The sequence below is a fragment of the Nocardioides jishulii genome, assembly GCF_006007965.1.
Taxonomy (GTDB): Bacteria; Actinomycetota; Actinomycetes; order Propionibacteriales; family Nocardioidaceae; genus Nocardioides; species Nocardioides jishulii.
Genome location: NZ_CP040748.1, coordinates 2245041 through 2258753, shown reverse-complemented (window position 1 = coordinate 2258753; position 13713 = coordinate 2245041). Strand labels below are relative to the sequence as shown.

General features: G+C 70.7%; 14 protein-coding genes. 11 read left to right on the top strand and 3 right to left on the bottom strand.

Features of this window, described 5'->3' with window-relative positions:
* Positions 1–194: 194 nt before the first annotated feature.
* Positions 195–1349, top strand: a complete 1155-nt coding sequence (locus FCL41_RS10660; RefSeq protein WP_239021613.1) for an acyl-CoA dehydrogenase family protein — start codon at positions 195–197, stop codon at positions 1347–1349.
* A complete protein-coding gene (locus FCL41_RS10655) occupies positions 1349–2047 on the top strand; it encodes an enoyl-CoA hydratase/isomerase family protein (protein WP_137066006.1) in 699 nt (232 codons plus the stop codon). Before FCL41_RS10660 ends, FCL41_RS10655 begins: the two co-directional genes overlap by 1 nt.
* Here FCL41_RS10655 and FCL41_RS10650 read toward each other — a convergent pair.
* Genes FCL41_RS10650 through FCL41_RS10640 form a run of 3 tightly spaced genes read right to left on the bottom strand, consistent with a single transcriptional unit; the run spans position 1971 to position 5290 of the window.
* Positions 1971–3200, bottom strand: coding sequence for an MFS transporter (locus FCL41_RS10650; protein WP_137066005.1), 1230 nt, complete (start codon positions 3198–3200; stop codon positions 1971–1973). The two genes, FCL41_RS10655 and FCL41_RS10650, sit on opposite strands and share 77 nt — an antisense overlap.
* 1 nt (position 3201) lies before the next feature.
* Entirely contained in the window at positions 3202–4122 is a 921-nt protein-coding gene (locus tag FCL41_RS10645) for a hypothetical protein (protein WP_137066004.1), read from the bottom strand.
* Position 4123: 1 nt separating this feature from the next.
* Positions 4124–5290, bottom strand: a complete 1167-nt coding sequence (locus FCL41_RS10640; protein WP_137066003.1) for an acyl-CoA dehydrogenase family protein — start codon at positions 5288–5290, stop codon at positions 4124–4126.
* 255 nt (positions 5291–5545) lie between these two features.
* Here FCL41_RS10640 and FCL41_RS10635 point away from each other — a divergent pair, with 255 nt between their 5' ends.
* The 9 genes from FCL41_RS10635 to FCL41_RS10595 are packed head-to-tail and all read left to right on the top strand — an operon-like array spanning position 5546 to position 13711.
* A complete protein-coding gene (locus FCL41_RS10635; protein WP_137066002.1) occupies positions 5546–7159 on the top strand; it encodes an ABC transporter substrate-binding protein in 1614 nt (537 codons plus the stop codon).
* Positions 7160–7163: 4 nt separating this feature from the next.
* On the top strand, positions 7164–8228 hold the full coding sequence (locus FCL41_RS10630) for an ABC transporter permease (RefSeq protein WP_137066001.1): 1065 nt from the start codon (positions 7164–7166) through the stop codon (positions 8226–8228).
* A complete protein-coding gene (locus FCL41_RS10625) occupies positions 8221–9069 on the top strand; it encodes an ABC transporter permease (RefSeq protein WP_137066000.1) in 849 nt (282 codons plus the stop codon). Before FCL41_RS10630 ends, FCL41_RS10625 begins: the two co-directional genes overlap by 8 nt.
* On the top strand, positions 9066–9929 hold the full coding sequence (locus tag FCL41_RS10620) for an ABC transporter ATP-binding protein (RefSeq protein ID WP_137065999.1): 864 nt from the start codon (positions 9066–9068) through the stop codon (positions 9927–9929). The genes FCL41_RS10625 and FCL41_RS10620 overlap by 4 nt, the downstream gene beginning before the upstream one ends.
* Positions 9916–10767, top strand: coding sequence for an ATP-binding cassette domain-containing protein (locus tag FCL41_RS10615; RefSeq protein ID WP_137065998.1), 852 nt, complete (start codon positions 9916–9918; stop codon positions 10765–10767). The genes FCL41_RS10620 and FCL41_RS10615 overlap by 14 nt, the downstream gene beginning before the upstream one ends.
* Positions 10764–11633 (top strand): cupin domain-containing protein, encoded by an 870-nt coding sequence (locus tag FCL41_RS10610; RefSeq protein WP_137065997.1) that lies wholly within the window; start codon positions 10764–10766, stop codon positions 11631–11633. The genes FCL41_RS10615 and FCL41_RS10610 overlap by 4 nt, the downstream gene beginning before the upstream one ends.
* On the top strand, positions 11633–12484 hold the full coding sequence (locus FCL41_RS10605; protein ID WP_137065996.1) for an alpha/beta fold hydrolase: 852 nt from the start codon (positions 11633–11635) through the stop codon (positions 12482–12484). The genes FCL41_RS10610 and FCL41_RS10605 overlap by 1 nt, the downstream gene beginning before the upstream one ends.
* The gene (locus FCL41_RS10600; RefSeq protein ID WP_137065995.1) at positions 12481–13284 is read left to right on the top strand and encodes an enoyl-CoA hydratase/isomerase family protein; all 804 of its coding nucleotides are present in this window, start codon (positions 12481–12483) and stop codon (positions 13282–13284) included. The genes FCL41_RS10605 and FCL41_RS10600 overlap by 4 nt, the downstream gene beginning before the upstream one ends.
* Positions 13265–13711, top strand: a complete 447-nt coding sequence (locus FCL41_RS10595; RefSeq protein WP_137065994.1) for a hypothetical protein — start codon at positions 13265–13267, stop codon at positions 13709–13711. The genes FCL41_RS10600 and FCL41_RS10595 overlap by 20 nt, the downstream gene beginning before the upstream one ends.
* Positions 13712–13713 lie beyond the last annotated feature (2 nt).

The window sequence follows — 13713 nt, the reverse complement described above, 5'->3', positions numbered from 1 at the left end:
TTTGCTGGAGGGCCGCGCAAATACCGCGAAGGTCGGGTGGGAAGATGATCGCCAAGTCAATGACACCTAACGATCGTTATGCCAGAATGTGCCCACGCGCGAGGGACGTGCGTCTGACGTGCGGAGCCATGGGCTCCACCGCACCCGCGCAGGGTGACCCGCTCCTCCTCGGAGCGCTCGACGAAAGGACTGCCGTGACCCAGACTGCCGGAGCCGAGGAGCTCGCCGCTCTGCGAGAGGCCGTGCGCGCCACCTGTCTGAAGTTCGGTCACGACTACTTCGTCGCCAGCAGTGGCGACGGCAGCAACGCCCGCGCCTTCTGGGACGAGCTCGGCGCGCTGGGCGCTCTCGGCGTGGCCATTCCCGAGGAGTACGGCGGCGGTGGGCAGGGGCTCGAGGCTCTGGCGGTGGTGGCGGAGGAGATCGCGGCCAACGGTCTGCCGCTCATGCTGATCGCGCTGTCGCCGGCCGTCTGCGCCACGATGCTCAAGGACCACGGCAGCCCGGCCCAGAAGGCGGAGTGGCTGCCGGGTCTCGCGGACGGCAGCAAGGTGATGGCCTTCGCCATCACCGAGCCGGACGCCGGGTCCAACACCCACAACATCTCGACCCGCGCCGTCTTCGAGGACGGGGAGTGGGTCATCACCGGCCAGAAGTACTACGTGTCCCACGTCGACAACGCCGACGCCATGGTCCTCGTCGCCCAGGCCGAGGGCGGGCCCGACGACCTCCCCGCCGGCCCGAAGGCCTTCCTCGTCCCCACCGACGCGCCTGGTCTGTCGCGCACGGAGATCGACGTCGAGATCATCTCGCCGGAGTCGCAGTTCTCGCTGTTCCTCGACCGCGTCAGGGTCCCCGCCGAGGCGTTGGTCAGCGGTGACAAGGGGCTGGGTGTGCTCTTCACCGGTCTCAACCCCGAGCGGATCCTGAGTGCCGCCCTCCTCAACGGGATCAGCCGCTACGCCATCGACAAGGCGGTGGCCTACGCCCGGGAGCGGAACGTGTGGGGTGCCCCGATCGCCACCCACCAGGCCATCGCCCACCCCTTGGCCCGCGCCGAGACCCGTCTGGCCGGGGCGCGCCTGCTGACGCTGGAGTCCGCGCGCGCCACCGATCGCGGTGAGACGGGCGGGGTCGCGGCGGCCATGGCCAAGGTCGAGGCCTCCGAGGTGGCCCAGATGGCCCTCGACGCAGCCATCCAGACGCACGGCGGCAACGGCATGTCGCGGGAGTACGGCCTCAGCACGCTCTCCGGCCTCGTCCGGTTGTTCCGCGTGGCGCCCGTGAGCACCGAGATGATGCTCAACCACATCTCCCACAAGGCCCTGGGCCTTCCCCGGTCCTACTGATGACGTCGTCGTTCCAGGGCTACTCCGTCACCGTGGACGGAGGGCTGGTGCATCTGCGTCTCGACGGCAACGAGGCCAACGCGCTGGGTGCAGCGCGGTACGAGGGCATCACCCGGGTGGCTTCGGAGGCCACGGAGGAGCAGGTCCTGCTCCTCACCGCGGCAGGGGACTCCTTCAGTGCCGGGCAGAACCTCCGGGAGTACGTGGCCGCCCAGGTGCAGGGAGAGCTCACCGAGCTCCTGACGGTGGGCACTGACGCGGTGCTGGCGCTGCTCGAGTGCCGTGCCACGGTCGTGGCTGCCGTGCAGGGGCCGGCCGTCGGCGGCGGCGCCCTGCTGGCCGGGGCGGCCGACCTGGTGCTGCTGAGCCCGCACGCCCGTCTGCGTCTCCCCGAGCTGGAGCTCGGCATGCCCCTGGGGGCCTCGGTCCTCGAGCGCCTGGTGGGGTCGGCGGCCGCGCGCCGGATGGCCCTGACCGGCGCCTGGGTCGAGGCCCGGGAAGTGGCCTGCCTGGGTGGTGCCCGCCTGGTGGCGGCCGACACGCTCGAGCACGAGGCCCGGGACCTCTGCGCCCAGCTGCTGGCGGCCGACGGACGGGTCCGGGCGATCGCACGTCGGCTCTTCAGCGGCGACGAGCGCGCGAGGGCTGCCGCCCTCTACCGGGCCGAGGTCGCGGCGACGATCGAGCTGCTCGGCTAGTCGCCGGCCGCCCCAGCACGGCGACGACCACCGTCGCCAGGGCTGAGAAGGCGGCAGCGCACGCCACCACGACCAGCAGTGAGGTCGAGGCCAGCAACGGGCCGGCCGAGAACGCCGAGGCGCCCAGCGCGGTGAACGGGACCAGGAGCCAGGCCGCGTACAGCTCGGCTCGTCGGGCGGGCGGGCACCAGGTGGCCAGCGAGGCGGCCGATCCCAGCAGGGCCGCGCCCGCCCCGAGGCCGAGGACGACGGAGCCGACGACGGCGACCGGCGCACTGGCGAGGGCGCTCCCGGTGCCGAGCACCCCCCACCCGGCGACGGCCACCACGCCACCGCCGAGCATGGCCCGGCGCGGGGAGAGGCGTCCGCCGGCGATCTGGGCGACGGCGATGGCGCTGAGCACCACGGAGACGAAGATCCCGTTGAGGGCCGCGCCGTCCCACCCCACGGAGCGGGCCACCTCCGGGCCGAAGGCGCCCATGAGTCCGGTGCACACGTTGGTGACGGCCACGGCCGCCGCACACGCCAGGAAGGGGCGTCGCAGCTCGCGAGGCACGGAGATGCGCTTCACCAGGCGTACGCCGGGACGCGGCGCCACCGCAGGACCGGCCGCCGCCAGGGCAACGGGGACGAGCACGAGGCCGGCGACGACGAGGTAGGGCGTCACCAACGGGGCCGGGAGAGTGTCGGCCAGCACGCCGGAGAGCAGGGGGCCGGCGGCGACGCCGATGCTGATCGAGGCGGTGTTGAACTGCGAGCCCGAGGCGGACCCGCCGGGGTGCAGGTCCATGAGGGCCGAGGCCGCTGCGGTGGAGGCGAGGGCCACCCCGACCCCCTGCAGGACGCGCCCGGCCACCATCACGGCGGGGGAGGGGGCCGTGGCGAGCACGAGCAGGGCGGCCAGGACGACGGCGCCGCCGATCAGGATGGAACGGCGTCTGCCGATCACGTCGGACAGTCCGCCCAGCAGGACGAGGCAGGAGAGCACTCCCACGGGGTAGGCGGCGAAGATCGTGCTGACACCGAGCTCTCCGATGCCCCACTTCTCCTGGTACTCCGGGAACAGCGGCGTCGGGGTGAAGCTCGCGAGCATCACCATCCCGCCCGTGAGCCCGCTGCTCAGCAGAAGGGCCCGACTCCTGGGCGAGCCCACCTCAGGTCCTGGCCGTCAGGTCGAGGACCGCCCCGTAGCACGAGGCCAGGCCGACGTGGCGCCGGCCCTCCACCTCCAGGTCGCCGGTGACCGTCCCGTGCCGCCCGTCTGCCAACGCGCCGACGACCCGGTCCAGGTCGTCGACCTCGATGCGGGCGACGACCCGGGGCACGGGATCGGGGGCAGGGCCGCCGGGCAGCACCTCCCCGAACTCCAGTCGGGCGTTCGCCGAGGAGGGCCCGCGGTAGAGCGTGGCGGCGAAGCCCTCGCCGGGCTCGAGCCCCAGCATGGTCTCGACCGCAGGGCCGTCGAAGCGGCCGGCGAAGTACTCCTGACCGCCCAGCACGTCGCGGGCGAAGGCGCCGGCCTCCTCGAACCGGTCGGTGAGGAACACGACGGCGACGACCTCGCTCGTCTCCTCGACCTCGACGTGGTCGAGCACGCACCGGGTGCCACGGGGCCGGTACTGGACGCAGGCGTGCAGCAGTCCGGAGGCCGGTGCCCGGAGCATCCGCTCGCGGACCGGAAGGGTGGTCCCGGGCAGGTCGTAGTGGACCGCTTCGGAGGTGAAGTCGTGCCCACCGGCAGCCAGGCGCGCCTCCACGCCCGCCGCGTCTCGGAGGTAGAAGTCGAGGGCGTAGGGGCCGATCCGGTCCGGTCGTCCCGGCTGGGAGGGGTGGGGGAGTCCGGGCACCTCCACGACCCGCACCGCACCTCCGGTGGCACCGGGCTTGTGCAGCCTGACCTCGCGAACCACGGCTCCGGGGAGGCCCCACAGGCGTTGCAGGGCCAGGGCTCGGGTCGAGTCGGCGTCGTGACCGAGGTCCTCCTCGACCCGGAAGCCCATCCGGTCCCGGTAGAGCCCCAGCGCGCCCTCGGCATGGGCGACAGGCAGGACGACCTCGTGGATCCCGTCGAACATCTCAGTAGCTCCTCGGCAGGCCGGCGTCCTCGGCCACGAGGTTGCGAATCATCTCGTTGCTGATCGGGCTGAAGAGCTGCAGCCGGGCGTCGCGGAAGTACATCTGCATCGCCGACTCCTCCGCCAGCCCCATGGCGCCCATCGCCCGCATCGAGCGGTCGACGATGCGTGCAGTGGTCTCGCTGGCGACCAGCTTGGCCATCCCGGCGTGGGCGATGGCGTCCTCGCCCTCCTCGATCCTCCGGACGCTGAGGTCGACGAGCGCACGGGCCGCGTGGAACTCGGCCATGCTGTCCGCGAGCGGGTGCTGCACGGCCTGGAGTGCACCGATCGGGGCGCCGAACGCCTCGCGCTCGTGCGCGTACGAGAGGGCCAGGTCGAGGGCTGCCCGGCCGATGCCGAGGCTGATCGCCGCGGCCATCACGCGCTCGACGTCGAGCGCCTGGGAGAGGATGCGCAGGCCCTTGCCGCGCTCTCCGACGAGGTTCTCGGCCGGCGCCACCGCGTCGTCGAGGAAGACCTCGCACGTCCCTGCGGCCCGCATCCCGGCCAGGTGCACGCGAGTGACCTGGACCCCCGGCTGGTCGGTCGGCACGGCGATCAGGCTGAGTCCGCGGGCGCGGCGGCCGTCGGTGGCGGGATCGGTGCGTGCCAGCACGAAGACGACCTCGGCCTCGTGGGCCAACGAGATCCACGTCTTCTGGCCGTGGAGGTGCCACTGGCCGTCGCGCAGCTCGGCACGGGTGCGCAGGGCCAGGAGGTCGGTGCCGGCGCCGGGTTCGGAGAGGCCGTAGCTCGCGATCGCCTCGCCGGTGGCCACCCGGGGGAGGAGGCTCGACGTCGCGCCGCAGTCCGGGGAGGTCAGCATCCGCATGGCCATGCCGGTCAGGACGTGGTCCACGGCGAGGCTGGGGAGCCGTCGGGCCACCTCCTCGGTGACGGCGACGGCGTCACCGACGGTGCCTCCACTGCCGCCCAGCGCCTCGTCGGCGCCGATGCCCAGGAGGCCGGCCTGTCCGAGCGCCTCCCAGGTGACCCGGGAGAACGTGCCCCGGCGATCCGTCTCGAGCGCCTCGGGACCTGGCAGGTGACGGTCGAGGATCCCGCGCACCACGGTGCGCAGGGCGCTGCGTTCGGCGGGCTCGCGGGACGGCTGCGTGGTCAGCATGGAGCGCCTCTCGTGATGGTGGGTGACGTCGCAGTCACTGTCAGATTTCGTCTCAACCTAACGTTCGTTCTGGCGCAAGGCTAGACCACATAAGCCCAGTTTGGGCGCGACAAGCGGGCAGAATCTCGTTAGGCCAAAGTTCTTCCAAACATTTGTTCAGAAATCGTTGTCAGTGTGCACCGCGTCACATAGCGTTTATGTCAGACATAAGCGCCCGGCCCCTCCCGGAGCGCTGGATCGAGAGATGGAGTCGACATGAGTTCACGTGTCATTCGCCGCGTCGCGAGCGCCGCCACCCTGGCCCTGGCCACCTCGGCGCTCGTCGCCTGCGGCGGCGGTGGAGGTTCCTCCGACGGTGGTTCTGACGGGGTGCTGAGCCTGGCCTGGAGCTCCACCCCGACCCAGCTGGACCCCAACGTCTACACCGGCCTCAGCTGGGTGCACGCCGTCGACGGCTTCATGGAGACCCTCGTCGAGTACGACACCTCGAAGGCGTCCGACGACACCGTCCTGGGCGTCGACGCGGTCAAGCCCGGCCTGGCCGAGTCCTGGGAGGTCAGCGAGGACGGCAAGCGGTACACCTTCGCGCTCCGCAAGGGCGTGAAGTCGGAGTACGGCAATGAGCTCGACGCCGATGACGTGCTCTGGTCGTTCGAGCGCATGTACTCCAACCCTGCCTCGCTGCAGGCCGGCGTGTTGCTCAAGTCGGCCAACGTGGACCCGGATGAGCCGGTCACCAAGATTGACTCGCACACCGTGCGGGTCAACCTGACCGCGCCCTCCGCCATCGCGCTCTCGGTGCTCGCCTACCCGATCGACGGCATCCTCGACTCCGACGAGACGAAGAAGCACGTCACCAAGGAGGACCCGTGGGCAGCCGACTGGCTGGCCAAGAACTCCGCCTCCTTCGGCGCCTACAAGGTGAAGTCGATGGACCCGGGCAAGGAGATCCGCCTCGAGTACAACGAGAACTACTGGGGCGAGAAGCCGGAGATCACCGAGGTCATCGCCAAGGCCGTGCCGGATGCCTCGGCCCGCGCCCAGCTGCTGATGTCGGGTGACGTCGACGCGATCGCCGAGCCGCCGATCGACCAGCTCAAGAAGATCGACGAGAGCGCCAACGCCGAGGTCTCGATCCAGCCCGACTCCAACCGCCACAACCTGTCCTTCAACCTGGGCGACAAGGCCCTGGCCGACCCCCGGGTGCGCAAGGCCATCAGCCACGCGATCAACCGCGAGGCCATCGTCGAGTCGATCTACCAGGGCTACGCGAAGCCGGCCAACAGCCCGCAGGCGTCCGGCCTGATGGCCGGTCAGCCGGAGACCGGTGCCTACGACCCGGCCCTCGCCAAGAAGCTCCTGGCCGAGGCCGGCGTGGACAACGGCCTGAAGATCGACCTCTCGTTCAGCACGGCACGTCCTGGCCCCTACGCCGAGAACCTGGCCCGCCTGGTCCAGTCGGACCTCAAGGCCGTCGGCATCACCGCCAACGTGAAGGGCGTGCCCTCGCCGGCCGACTTCGAGGCTGCTGTCTCGGACCGGACGATGCAGGCGTACCTCTACAGCGAGCGCCCCTCGCAGCCCGACCTCGGGTTCTCGCTGTTCCTCTACCTGCACAGCGGATCGGCGCTCAACAAGGTCGGCTTCGCCGACGACGAGTTCGACAGCATCATCAGCAAGGTCCTGGTGACCGAGTCCGGCGACGAGCGCGACGCGGCGATCGCCGAGGCGATGGACATCGTCGTCGAGAACGAGCCGATCATCTCGTTGGTGGAGATGCCCGACCTCGTCGGCATCAGCTCCGACCTCAAGGGCTACGTGTCGCTCCCCACGGGTGGCATGAAGTACGACGAGCTGAAGCGAGGCTGACCCGATGACCCTGGCTCCGGTCAAGGGCGCAACCGTGCGCACTCCCCGCCGGGTGAGCACGCCGTGGCGCCTCGTCCTCGGACGCCTCGGGTTCCTCGTGGCCGCGCTCTTCGGGGTCATGACGCTGTCGTTCCTCCTCGTCAGCGTCACCCCGGGAGACCCGGCCCGCCTGATCGCCGGCCCGTTGGCCAGCGACTCCCAGGTGGAGGCGATCGAGGCCGAGCTCGGCCTCGATCGCCCCCTCGGGGAGCGCTACGTCGACTACGTGGCAGGTCTGGTCAAGGGGGACCTCGGCACCTCGTACTACTCCAAGCAGCCGATCGTCGACGAGATCGCCTCGAAGCTGCCCGCGACGCTCTCCCTGGTGCTGCTGGCCGTGCTGCTGGCGGCCGTCCTCGGCGTCGTGGTCGGGTCGTTGGGCGCCTACTTCCGCGGTCGGTGGCCCGACAGCGTCGGCCGCCTCTTCACCGGCATCTTCCAGGCGGTCCCGGACTTCTTCCTGGGCCTGATCCTGATCTACCTGCTCTTCTTCGTCGCCGGCATCGCGCCGGCGCCGGCAGGGCAGCTGGCCTTCTCCGAGAGCCCGCCGCCGAAGGTGACCGGGGCGATCCCGATCGACGCCCTCGTCGCCGGGGACACCGCTCTGTTCGTCTCGTCGTTGCAGCACCTGGTGCTTCCGGTCCTGACTCTGGCGCTCGTGTACGCGGCCTACTTCGCCAAGACCGCGCGCACCACCGTCGGCCGGGCGCTCAACTCCCAGCAGGTGCACTTCGCCCGCGCGATGGGGCTGCGCGAACGGACCGTGCTGCGCTACGCCTTCGTCGAGTCGCGGACCACGATCGTCACCTACGCCGGAGTGATCTTCGCCGCCCTGCTCGGTGGCGAGGCGATCGTCGAGAAGGTCTTCGCCTGGGACGGCATCGGCACCTGGGCACTCAACGGCATCCTGCGCCTCGACCTCCCCGTGGTGCAGGGCATGGTCCTGGTGGCCGGTGCCCTGACCCTGATCACGTACACCCTGCTCGACATCGTCGTCGGGCTCCTGGACCCGAGGATCAAGCATGCCTGACGTCTTCGCGGCCCCGAGGGGGCACCAGCTGCGCCTGTTGGTCAAGCAGCACCCCGGCGCGACCGTGGGCGTGGCCTTCATCGTGCTGCTCCTGCTGGCCAGCCTCTTCGCCCCGCTGCCCTACGACCCCACCGCGACCAACGGCTCCAACGCGCTGAAGGCACCGGGCGCCGAGCACTGGTTCGGCACCGACGGCGCGGGAGGCGACGTCTTCTCCCGCGTCATCTCCGCCGCCCGGATCGACCTCTCGCTCGCGCTGGCCGGGACCCTCCTCTCCCTGGTCGTCGGCCTGCCGCTCGGCCTGGTCGCCTCGGGCAAGGGGCGGGCCAGCGACTGGCTGGTGCGCGGGCTGGACGCCTTCCAGGCATTCCCGCTGCTGATCCTGGCGCTGGCGCTGGTGTCGCTGTCGGGCAACCGGCTGTACATGGTGGTGGTGGCGATCGCCCTCATCAACGTGCCGCGCTACATCCGGTTGATGCGCAGCGAGATCCTCTCGCTGCGGGAGAGCCGCTTCATCGAGGCGGCCATCGCGATGGGCGCCACTCCGGGCCGCATCACGTTCCGCCACCTGCTGCCCAACGTGTGGGGCATCGTCCTGGTGCAGACGTCGCTGACGATCGCCAACGCGATCGTGGTCATCGCCTCCCTCTCCTTCCTCGGCGTCGGCGTCTCGGCGCCGACCCCGTCCTGGGGCGGGATGATCCGCGACGGCGCCGGCAACATGTCGTCCGGGGAGTGGTGGATCGCAGGCTTCGCCGGCATCGCGGTGCTGCTCTGCGTCCTGGCCTTCAACCAGCTCGCCGACGCGATCGGCGACCGAACCGCGAGGACCTACCGATGAGTGACCTCTCCGTCGCCCCGCTCGCCAGTGCCGCCGAGGACGTTCCCGAGACGGTCCTCGACGTGCGCAACCTGGCCGTCTCCATCCGCACCCCTGACGGTGTCGTCAACCCCGTCAAGGGCGTCGACCTCTCCGTGCGCAAGGGGGAGATCCTCGGTGTGGTGGGGGAGTCCGGATGTGGCAAGTCGACCACCATCAAGGGCGTCCTGAAGCTGCTGGGCCCCAACAGCACCGTCACCGCCGACCGGATCGAGCTCGCCGGGCACGGAGACATCTCCGGCCACAGCGTCAAGCAGATGCGCGGCGTACGCGGTCGGGCCGTCGGGTTCGTCGTCCAGAACCCGTTCGGCTCGCTCAATCCGATCTACACCATCGAACGCCAGTTCTACGAGCTCCAGAAGGCCCACGGCACGGGGGTCTCGAAACGGCAGTCACGCGACATCGCCCTCGCCATGCTCGACGGGGTGGGCATCGTCCGCCCCGAGCGGGTGCTCGACGGTTACGCCCACCAGCTCTCCGGCGGCATGGCCCAGCGTGTCGTCATCGCGCTGGCCACCACGCTCTCGCCGCCCCTGCTCTTCGCCGACGAACCGACCACCGGCCTCGACGCCACGGTGCAGGCGCAGATCCTGGACCTCATCTCCGGACTCGTCCGCGACGAGGGCCGGTCGATGCTCCTGGTGACCCACGACCTGGGCGTCATCGCCCAGTACTGCCAGCGGGTCGTCGTCATGTACGGCGGCGAGGTCGTCGAGGAGGGCTCGGTCCACGACGTCATGGTCACGCCGACGCACCCCTACACCCAGAAGCTCATCGGATCCGTTCCCAAGCCGGGGGAGAAGTTGAATGTCGCTCGTTGAGATCTCCGACGTCGTCAAGACGTTCGCAGCCCGTCAGCGCGGCGCCGATCCCGTCCAGGCACTGAAGGGCGTCAGCCTCTCGGTGGACGAGGGCGAGACGGTCGCGATCATCGGTGAGTCCGGGTCGGGCAAGTCGACGCTCGGCAAGGCCGCGCTACGCCTGATCGACGTCGACTCCGGCTCGATCGTCGTCGACGGTGACGACCTCGGGTCGCTCGACGCCAGGCGCATGCGGGCCAAGCGGGCCGACATGCAGGTGGTCTTCCAGGAACCGTTCGAGTCGCTGAACCCTCGTCTGGCGATCGGATCGATCATCGCCGAGCCCCTGCAGATCCACCGGCCTGACCTCGGCACCACCGAGATCAGGCGCCAGGTCGTGCAGACGATGGAGCGCGTGGGGCTGCCGGAGGCGTCGGCCAACCGTCTGCCCGGCGAGCTCTCCGGCGGCCAGCAGCAGCGCGTGGGCATCGCCCGTGCGGTGATCAGCCGCCCGAAGTTCCTGGTGCTCGACGAACCGACGAGCTCGCTGGACCTCTCCATCCGGGCCCAGGTGCTGGCCCTGCTCGCCGAGCTCCAGCAGGAGTCGCGGATGGCCTACCTCTTCGTCTCCCACGACATGCACACGGTCGAGTGGATCAGCGACCGCATCGCGGTCATGTACCTGGGCGAGGTGGTGGAGACTGCCCCGACGCGACAGCTCTTCGACGCACCGACGCACGCCTACACGCGGACGCTGCTCTCCGCCCGGCTGTCGGCCGATCCCCGCGACCGGCACGCCTACAAGGCCTTCGCCGGGGACGCGACGGTGCGCCAGACCAGCTCCGAGGCGTCGACGTGAGCGCCGAGGTCACGGTCGTCGACGGTGCGGCCATGGCGTGGGTCAACGGCGCCGACGTCTTCGAGACCATGGACCCCGCCTTCCGCGACAACATCGGTCAGGACGTCGAGTCGGCCCTGGACCTGCTGTCGAGGTACCACGCGCGCTGCCTGTGGAAGGACGAGACGACCGGGCGTCGCATCGACCACATCCGCTGCGAGCCCGGCTACGAGGACCTGTCGGAGGCGTTCCACGACTCCGTCGAGGAGTGCCTCGTGCTGGGTGGCGCCGTCGACCTCACCGCCGAGGGGCACTTCGAGCAGGGAGACTACTTCTGGCGTCCGCCGGGGTGGGTGCACTCCGCCGTGAGCCCCGCCGGGTTCGAGGCGCTGCTGATGATGGAGGGCGCCGAACCGTGCGAGGGCTCGCACCACGTGAGTCGCGTCGTACGCCCCGACGAGGAGGCGGGCGAGCACGCAGGCGACGCCGACCCCGTGGGACCCCGCGGCTACGTCCGGCGGGTCGAGTCGCGGTTCATGCCGTGGCGGAGCCATGACGACACCGGCACCCGACTGTCTGCCGGCGAGGACCCCGGCCTGCGTTCGCAGGTGCTCAGCAGCAACGCCGACGCGGGCACCGAGACCACCCTCGTACGCCTGCCGCAGGGGTGGCGCTCGACGCCGCCCGTCCGCGACCTCGACCTCTTCCTCGTCACCCTCAAGGGCAGGTTGGCAGTCGACGGCGCGATGCTCGAACCGTCGGGTCTCGTGCACGTCCCGGCAGGGACCGTCGCGCCTGCGCTGGAGGCGTTGGACGACGTCGAGGTGATGGTGAAGACCAGTCCCGCCGCAGGGCAGGCGACCATGAAGGAACGACAGGAGCAGTGATGCAGGCCGGATACGTCGACGGGCCGTGGGGGCAGGTCCACTACCGCACCTCGGGGGCCAGCGGCCCTTGGGTGGTGCTCTTCCACGAGTCACCGTTGTCGTCCGTGGTGTGGGAGAAGGTGATGAACCACCTCGGTGACGAGGTCCGGGTCCTGGCCTTCGACACGCCCGGTTACGGCGCCTCCGCGCCGCCGCCCGGTCCCGCCACCGAGATCCCGGAGTACGCCGCCGTGCTGGCGGCCGCGACCGAGGCCCTCGGCGCCACCGACGTGGTCTTCTGCGGCCTGCACACCGGGGCCTCCCTGGCGATCGAGGCGGCCAGGGTCTTCACCGCCGGCTGCCGGGGCGTCGTCCTCAGCGGGGTGGCGCTCTACGACGACGAGGAGCGGGCCGAGCACCTGTCCAGCTGGGCTCCCGACGTCGTCAAGGACCTGGACGGCAGCCAGTTCGAGTGGGCGCTGGCGCGCTACCGCCGGATCTGGCCCGGGCTCGACGAGGAGATGCTCCACCTGGCCGTGCTGGAGGCGCTGCGCGTCCTGCCGCGCTACCACTGGGGCTACCGCGCGGCGTTCCGCCATGACCCGGCCGAGCCGTTGGCCTCGCTCGACGTGCCCGTGCTCCTGCTCGACGCGGAGTTCGACCTGCTCGCCGACAAGGACGAGAAGGCCCTGGCGCTGGCCAAGGACGCACGTCTGGTCGTGCTCCCCGGCCTCCACGGCCAGCCGCACCTGCGCGCGCCGCAGGACTACGCCGCCCACCTGGCCGCCTTCGTCCGGGAGGTCAGTGCCAGCGACGTGGGTGCCAGCGATGTGGGTGCCAGCGACGTGGGTGCCTGCGAGGTGGTCCGATGACCGAGGTGCTGCGCGAGATCCGCGACCAGGTCATGTACCTCACGATCCACGGCCCCGCGACGATGAACAGCATGACGCCGGAGTCGATGTCGGGCTTGGAGGCCGCCCTCGACGAGGCCGAGGCCAGCGACGACCTGCGGGCCGTCGTCATCACCGGCACCGGGGACCGTGCCTTCAGCGTGGGCATCGACATCACGTTCCTGGGCGACTGCTTCGGGGACCCCCACGTCGTCTTCCTGCCCTACCTGGACCGGTTCCACGCCGTGCTGCGCCGCTTCGAGCTGCTTCCTGTCCCCGTGGTCGCCGCCGTCAACGGACTGGCGCGAGCCGGTGGCTTCGAGATCATCCTGGCCTGCGACCTGGTGGTGGTCGCCGACGACACCAGGGTCGGTGACATCCACCTCGAGTTCGGGGTCCCGCCGGGTGCGGGCGCCAGCCAGCGCGCCGCACGCAAGCTGGGCGACCAGAGGGCCAAGGCGCTGATGCTCACGTCGATGTGGCTCGACGCCGAGACGATGGTCCGCTGGGGCCTCGCGCTCGAGGCCGTGCCTCGTGCGGATCTGATGGCGGCCGCCGAACGGATCGTCGACCGGGTGCGTGGACTCTCGCGTCCCGGCATCGCCGTCACCAAGCTGGCCATCGGAGGCGCCCAGGACCGTACGTTGTCGCAAGGGCTGGCCTTCGAGCGCGAGATGTTCGAGCGCTTCCTGGCGACCGAGGGCGCCGACGAGGGATATGCCGCCTTCGTGGAGAAGCGTCGGCCCGAGTGGGGGAGTGCTGATGTCAGCGCCCTCCTCTGACCGGGGCGACCTGGCCGCTGGTGCGGTGGTGACCCACCCGGTCACCCTCACCCCTGACCTGGTCTCCGACCTCGTGGCCCGAGGCGGCTACACCCACCCGCTCTTCGACGTCGCCACCCACGGCGAGGAGACGCCCCTGCCGGGTCAGGGCGTGCTGCTGCTCGCCGGCGGACTCGTCGAGCAGTGCGGGATCCTCGACGACGCGGTGGCGATGCTCGAGCTGAAGTCGGTCCGGTTCGCCCGGATGGTGAGGGCCGGCGACGACCTGCGGGTGCGTGTGGTCCCCGGCCCGTGGCGAGTCACCAGCAAGGGCACGTTCGTCCAGGAGTTCGCCTGGACGGTGCTCACCGGGGCGGGGGCCGCGGCCGAGGCCGTGGCGTACGCCGACGTCGTGATGTTGATGAACCAGTACGTGGAAGGTGCCTGACC

Bases quoted from the DNA above. Each gene is read 5' to 3' on its own strand.
- FCL41_RS10630 (WP_137066001.1), top strand. From the start codon at position 7,164: ATGACCCTGGCTCCGGTCAAGGGCGCAACCGTGCGCACTCCCCGCCGG.
- FCL41_RS10595 (WP_137065994.1), top strand. From the start codon at position 13,265: ATGTCAGCGCCCTCCTCTGACCGGGGCGACCTGGCCGCTGGTGCGGTG.
- FCL41_RS10620 (WP_137065999.1), top strand. From the start codon at position 9,066: ATGAGTGACCTCTCCGTCGCCCCGCTCGCCAGTGCCGCCGAGGACGTT.
- FCL41_RS10640 (WP_137066003.1), bottom strand. From the start codon at position 5,290: ATGCTGACCACGCAGCCGTCCCGCGAGCCCGCCGAACGCAGCGCCCTG.
- FCL41_RS10635 (WP_137066002.1), top strand. From the start codon at position 5,546: ATGAGTTCACGTGTCATTCGCCGCGTCGCGAGCGCCGCCACCCTGGCC.
- FCL41_RS10600 (WP_137065995.1), top strand. From the start codon at position 12,481: ATGACCGAGGTGCTGCGCGAGATCCGCGACCAGGTCATGTACCTCACG.
- FCL41_RS10655 (WP_137066006.1), top strand. From the start codon at position 1,349: ATGACGTCGTCGTTCCAGGGCTACTCCGTCACCGTGGACGGAGGGCTG.
- FCL41_RS10645 (WP_137066004.1), bottom strand. From the start codon at position 4,122: ATGTTCGACGGGATCCACGAGGTCGTCCTGCCTGTCGCCCATGCCGAG.
- FCL41_RS10625 (WP_137066000.1), top strand. From the start codon at position 8,221: ATGCCTGACGTCTTCGCGGCCCCGAGGGGGCACCAGCTGCGCCTGTTG.
- FCL41_RS10615 (WP_137065998.1), top strand. From the start codon at position 9,916: ATGTCGCTCGTTGAGATCTCCGACGTCGTCAAGACGTTCGCAGCCCGT.
- FCL41_RS10605 (WP_137065996.1), top strand. From the start codon at position 11,633: ATGCAGGCCGGATACGTCGACGGGCCGTGGGGGCAGGTCCACTACCGC.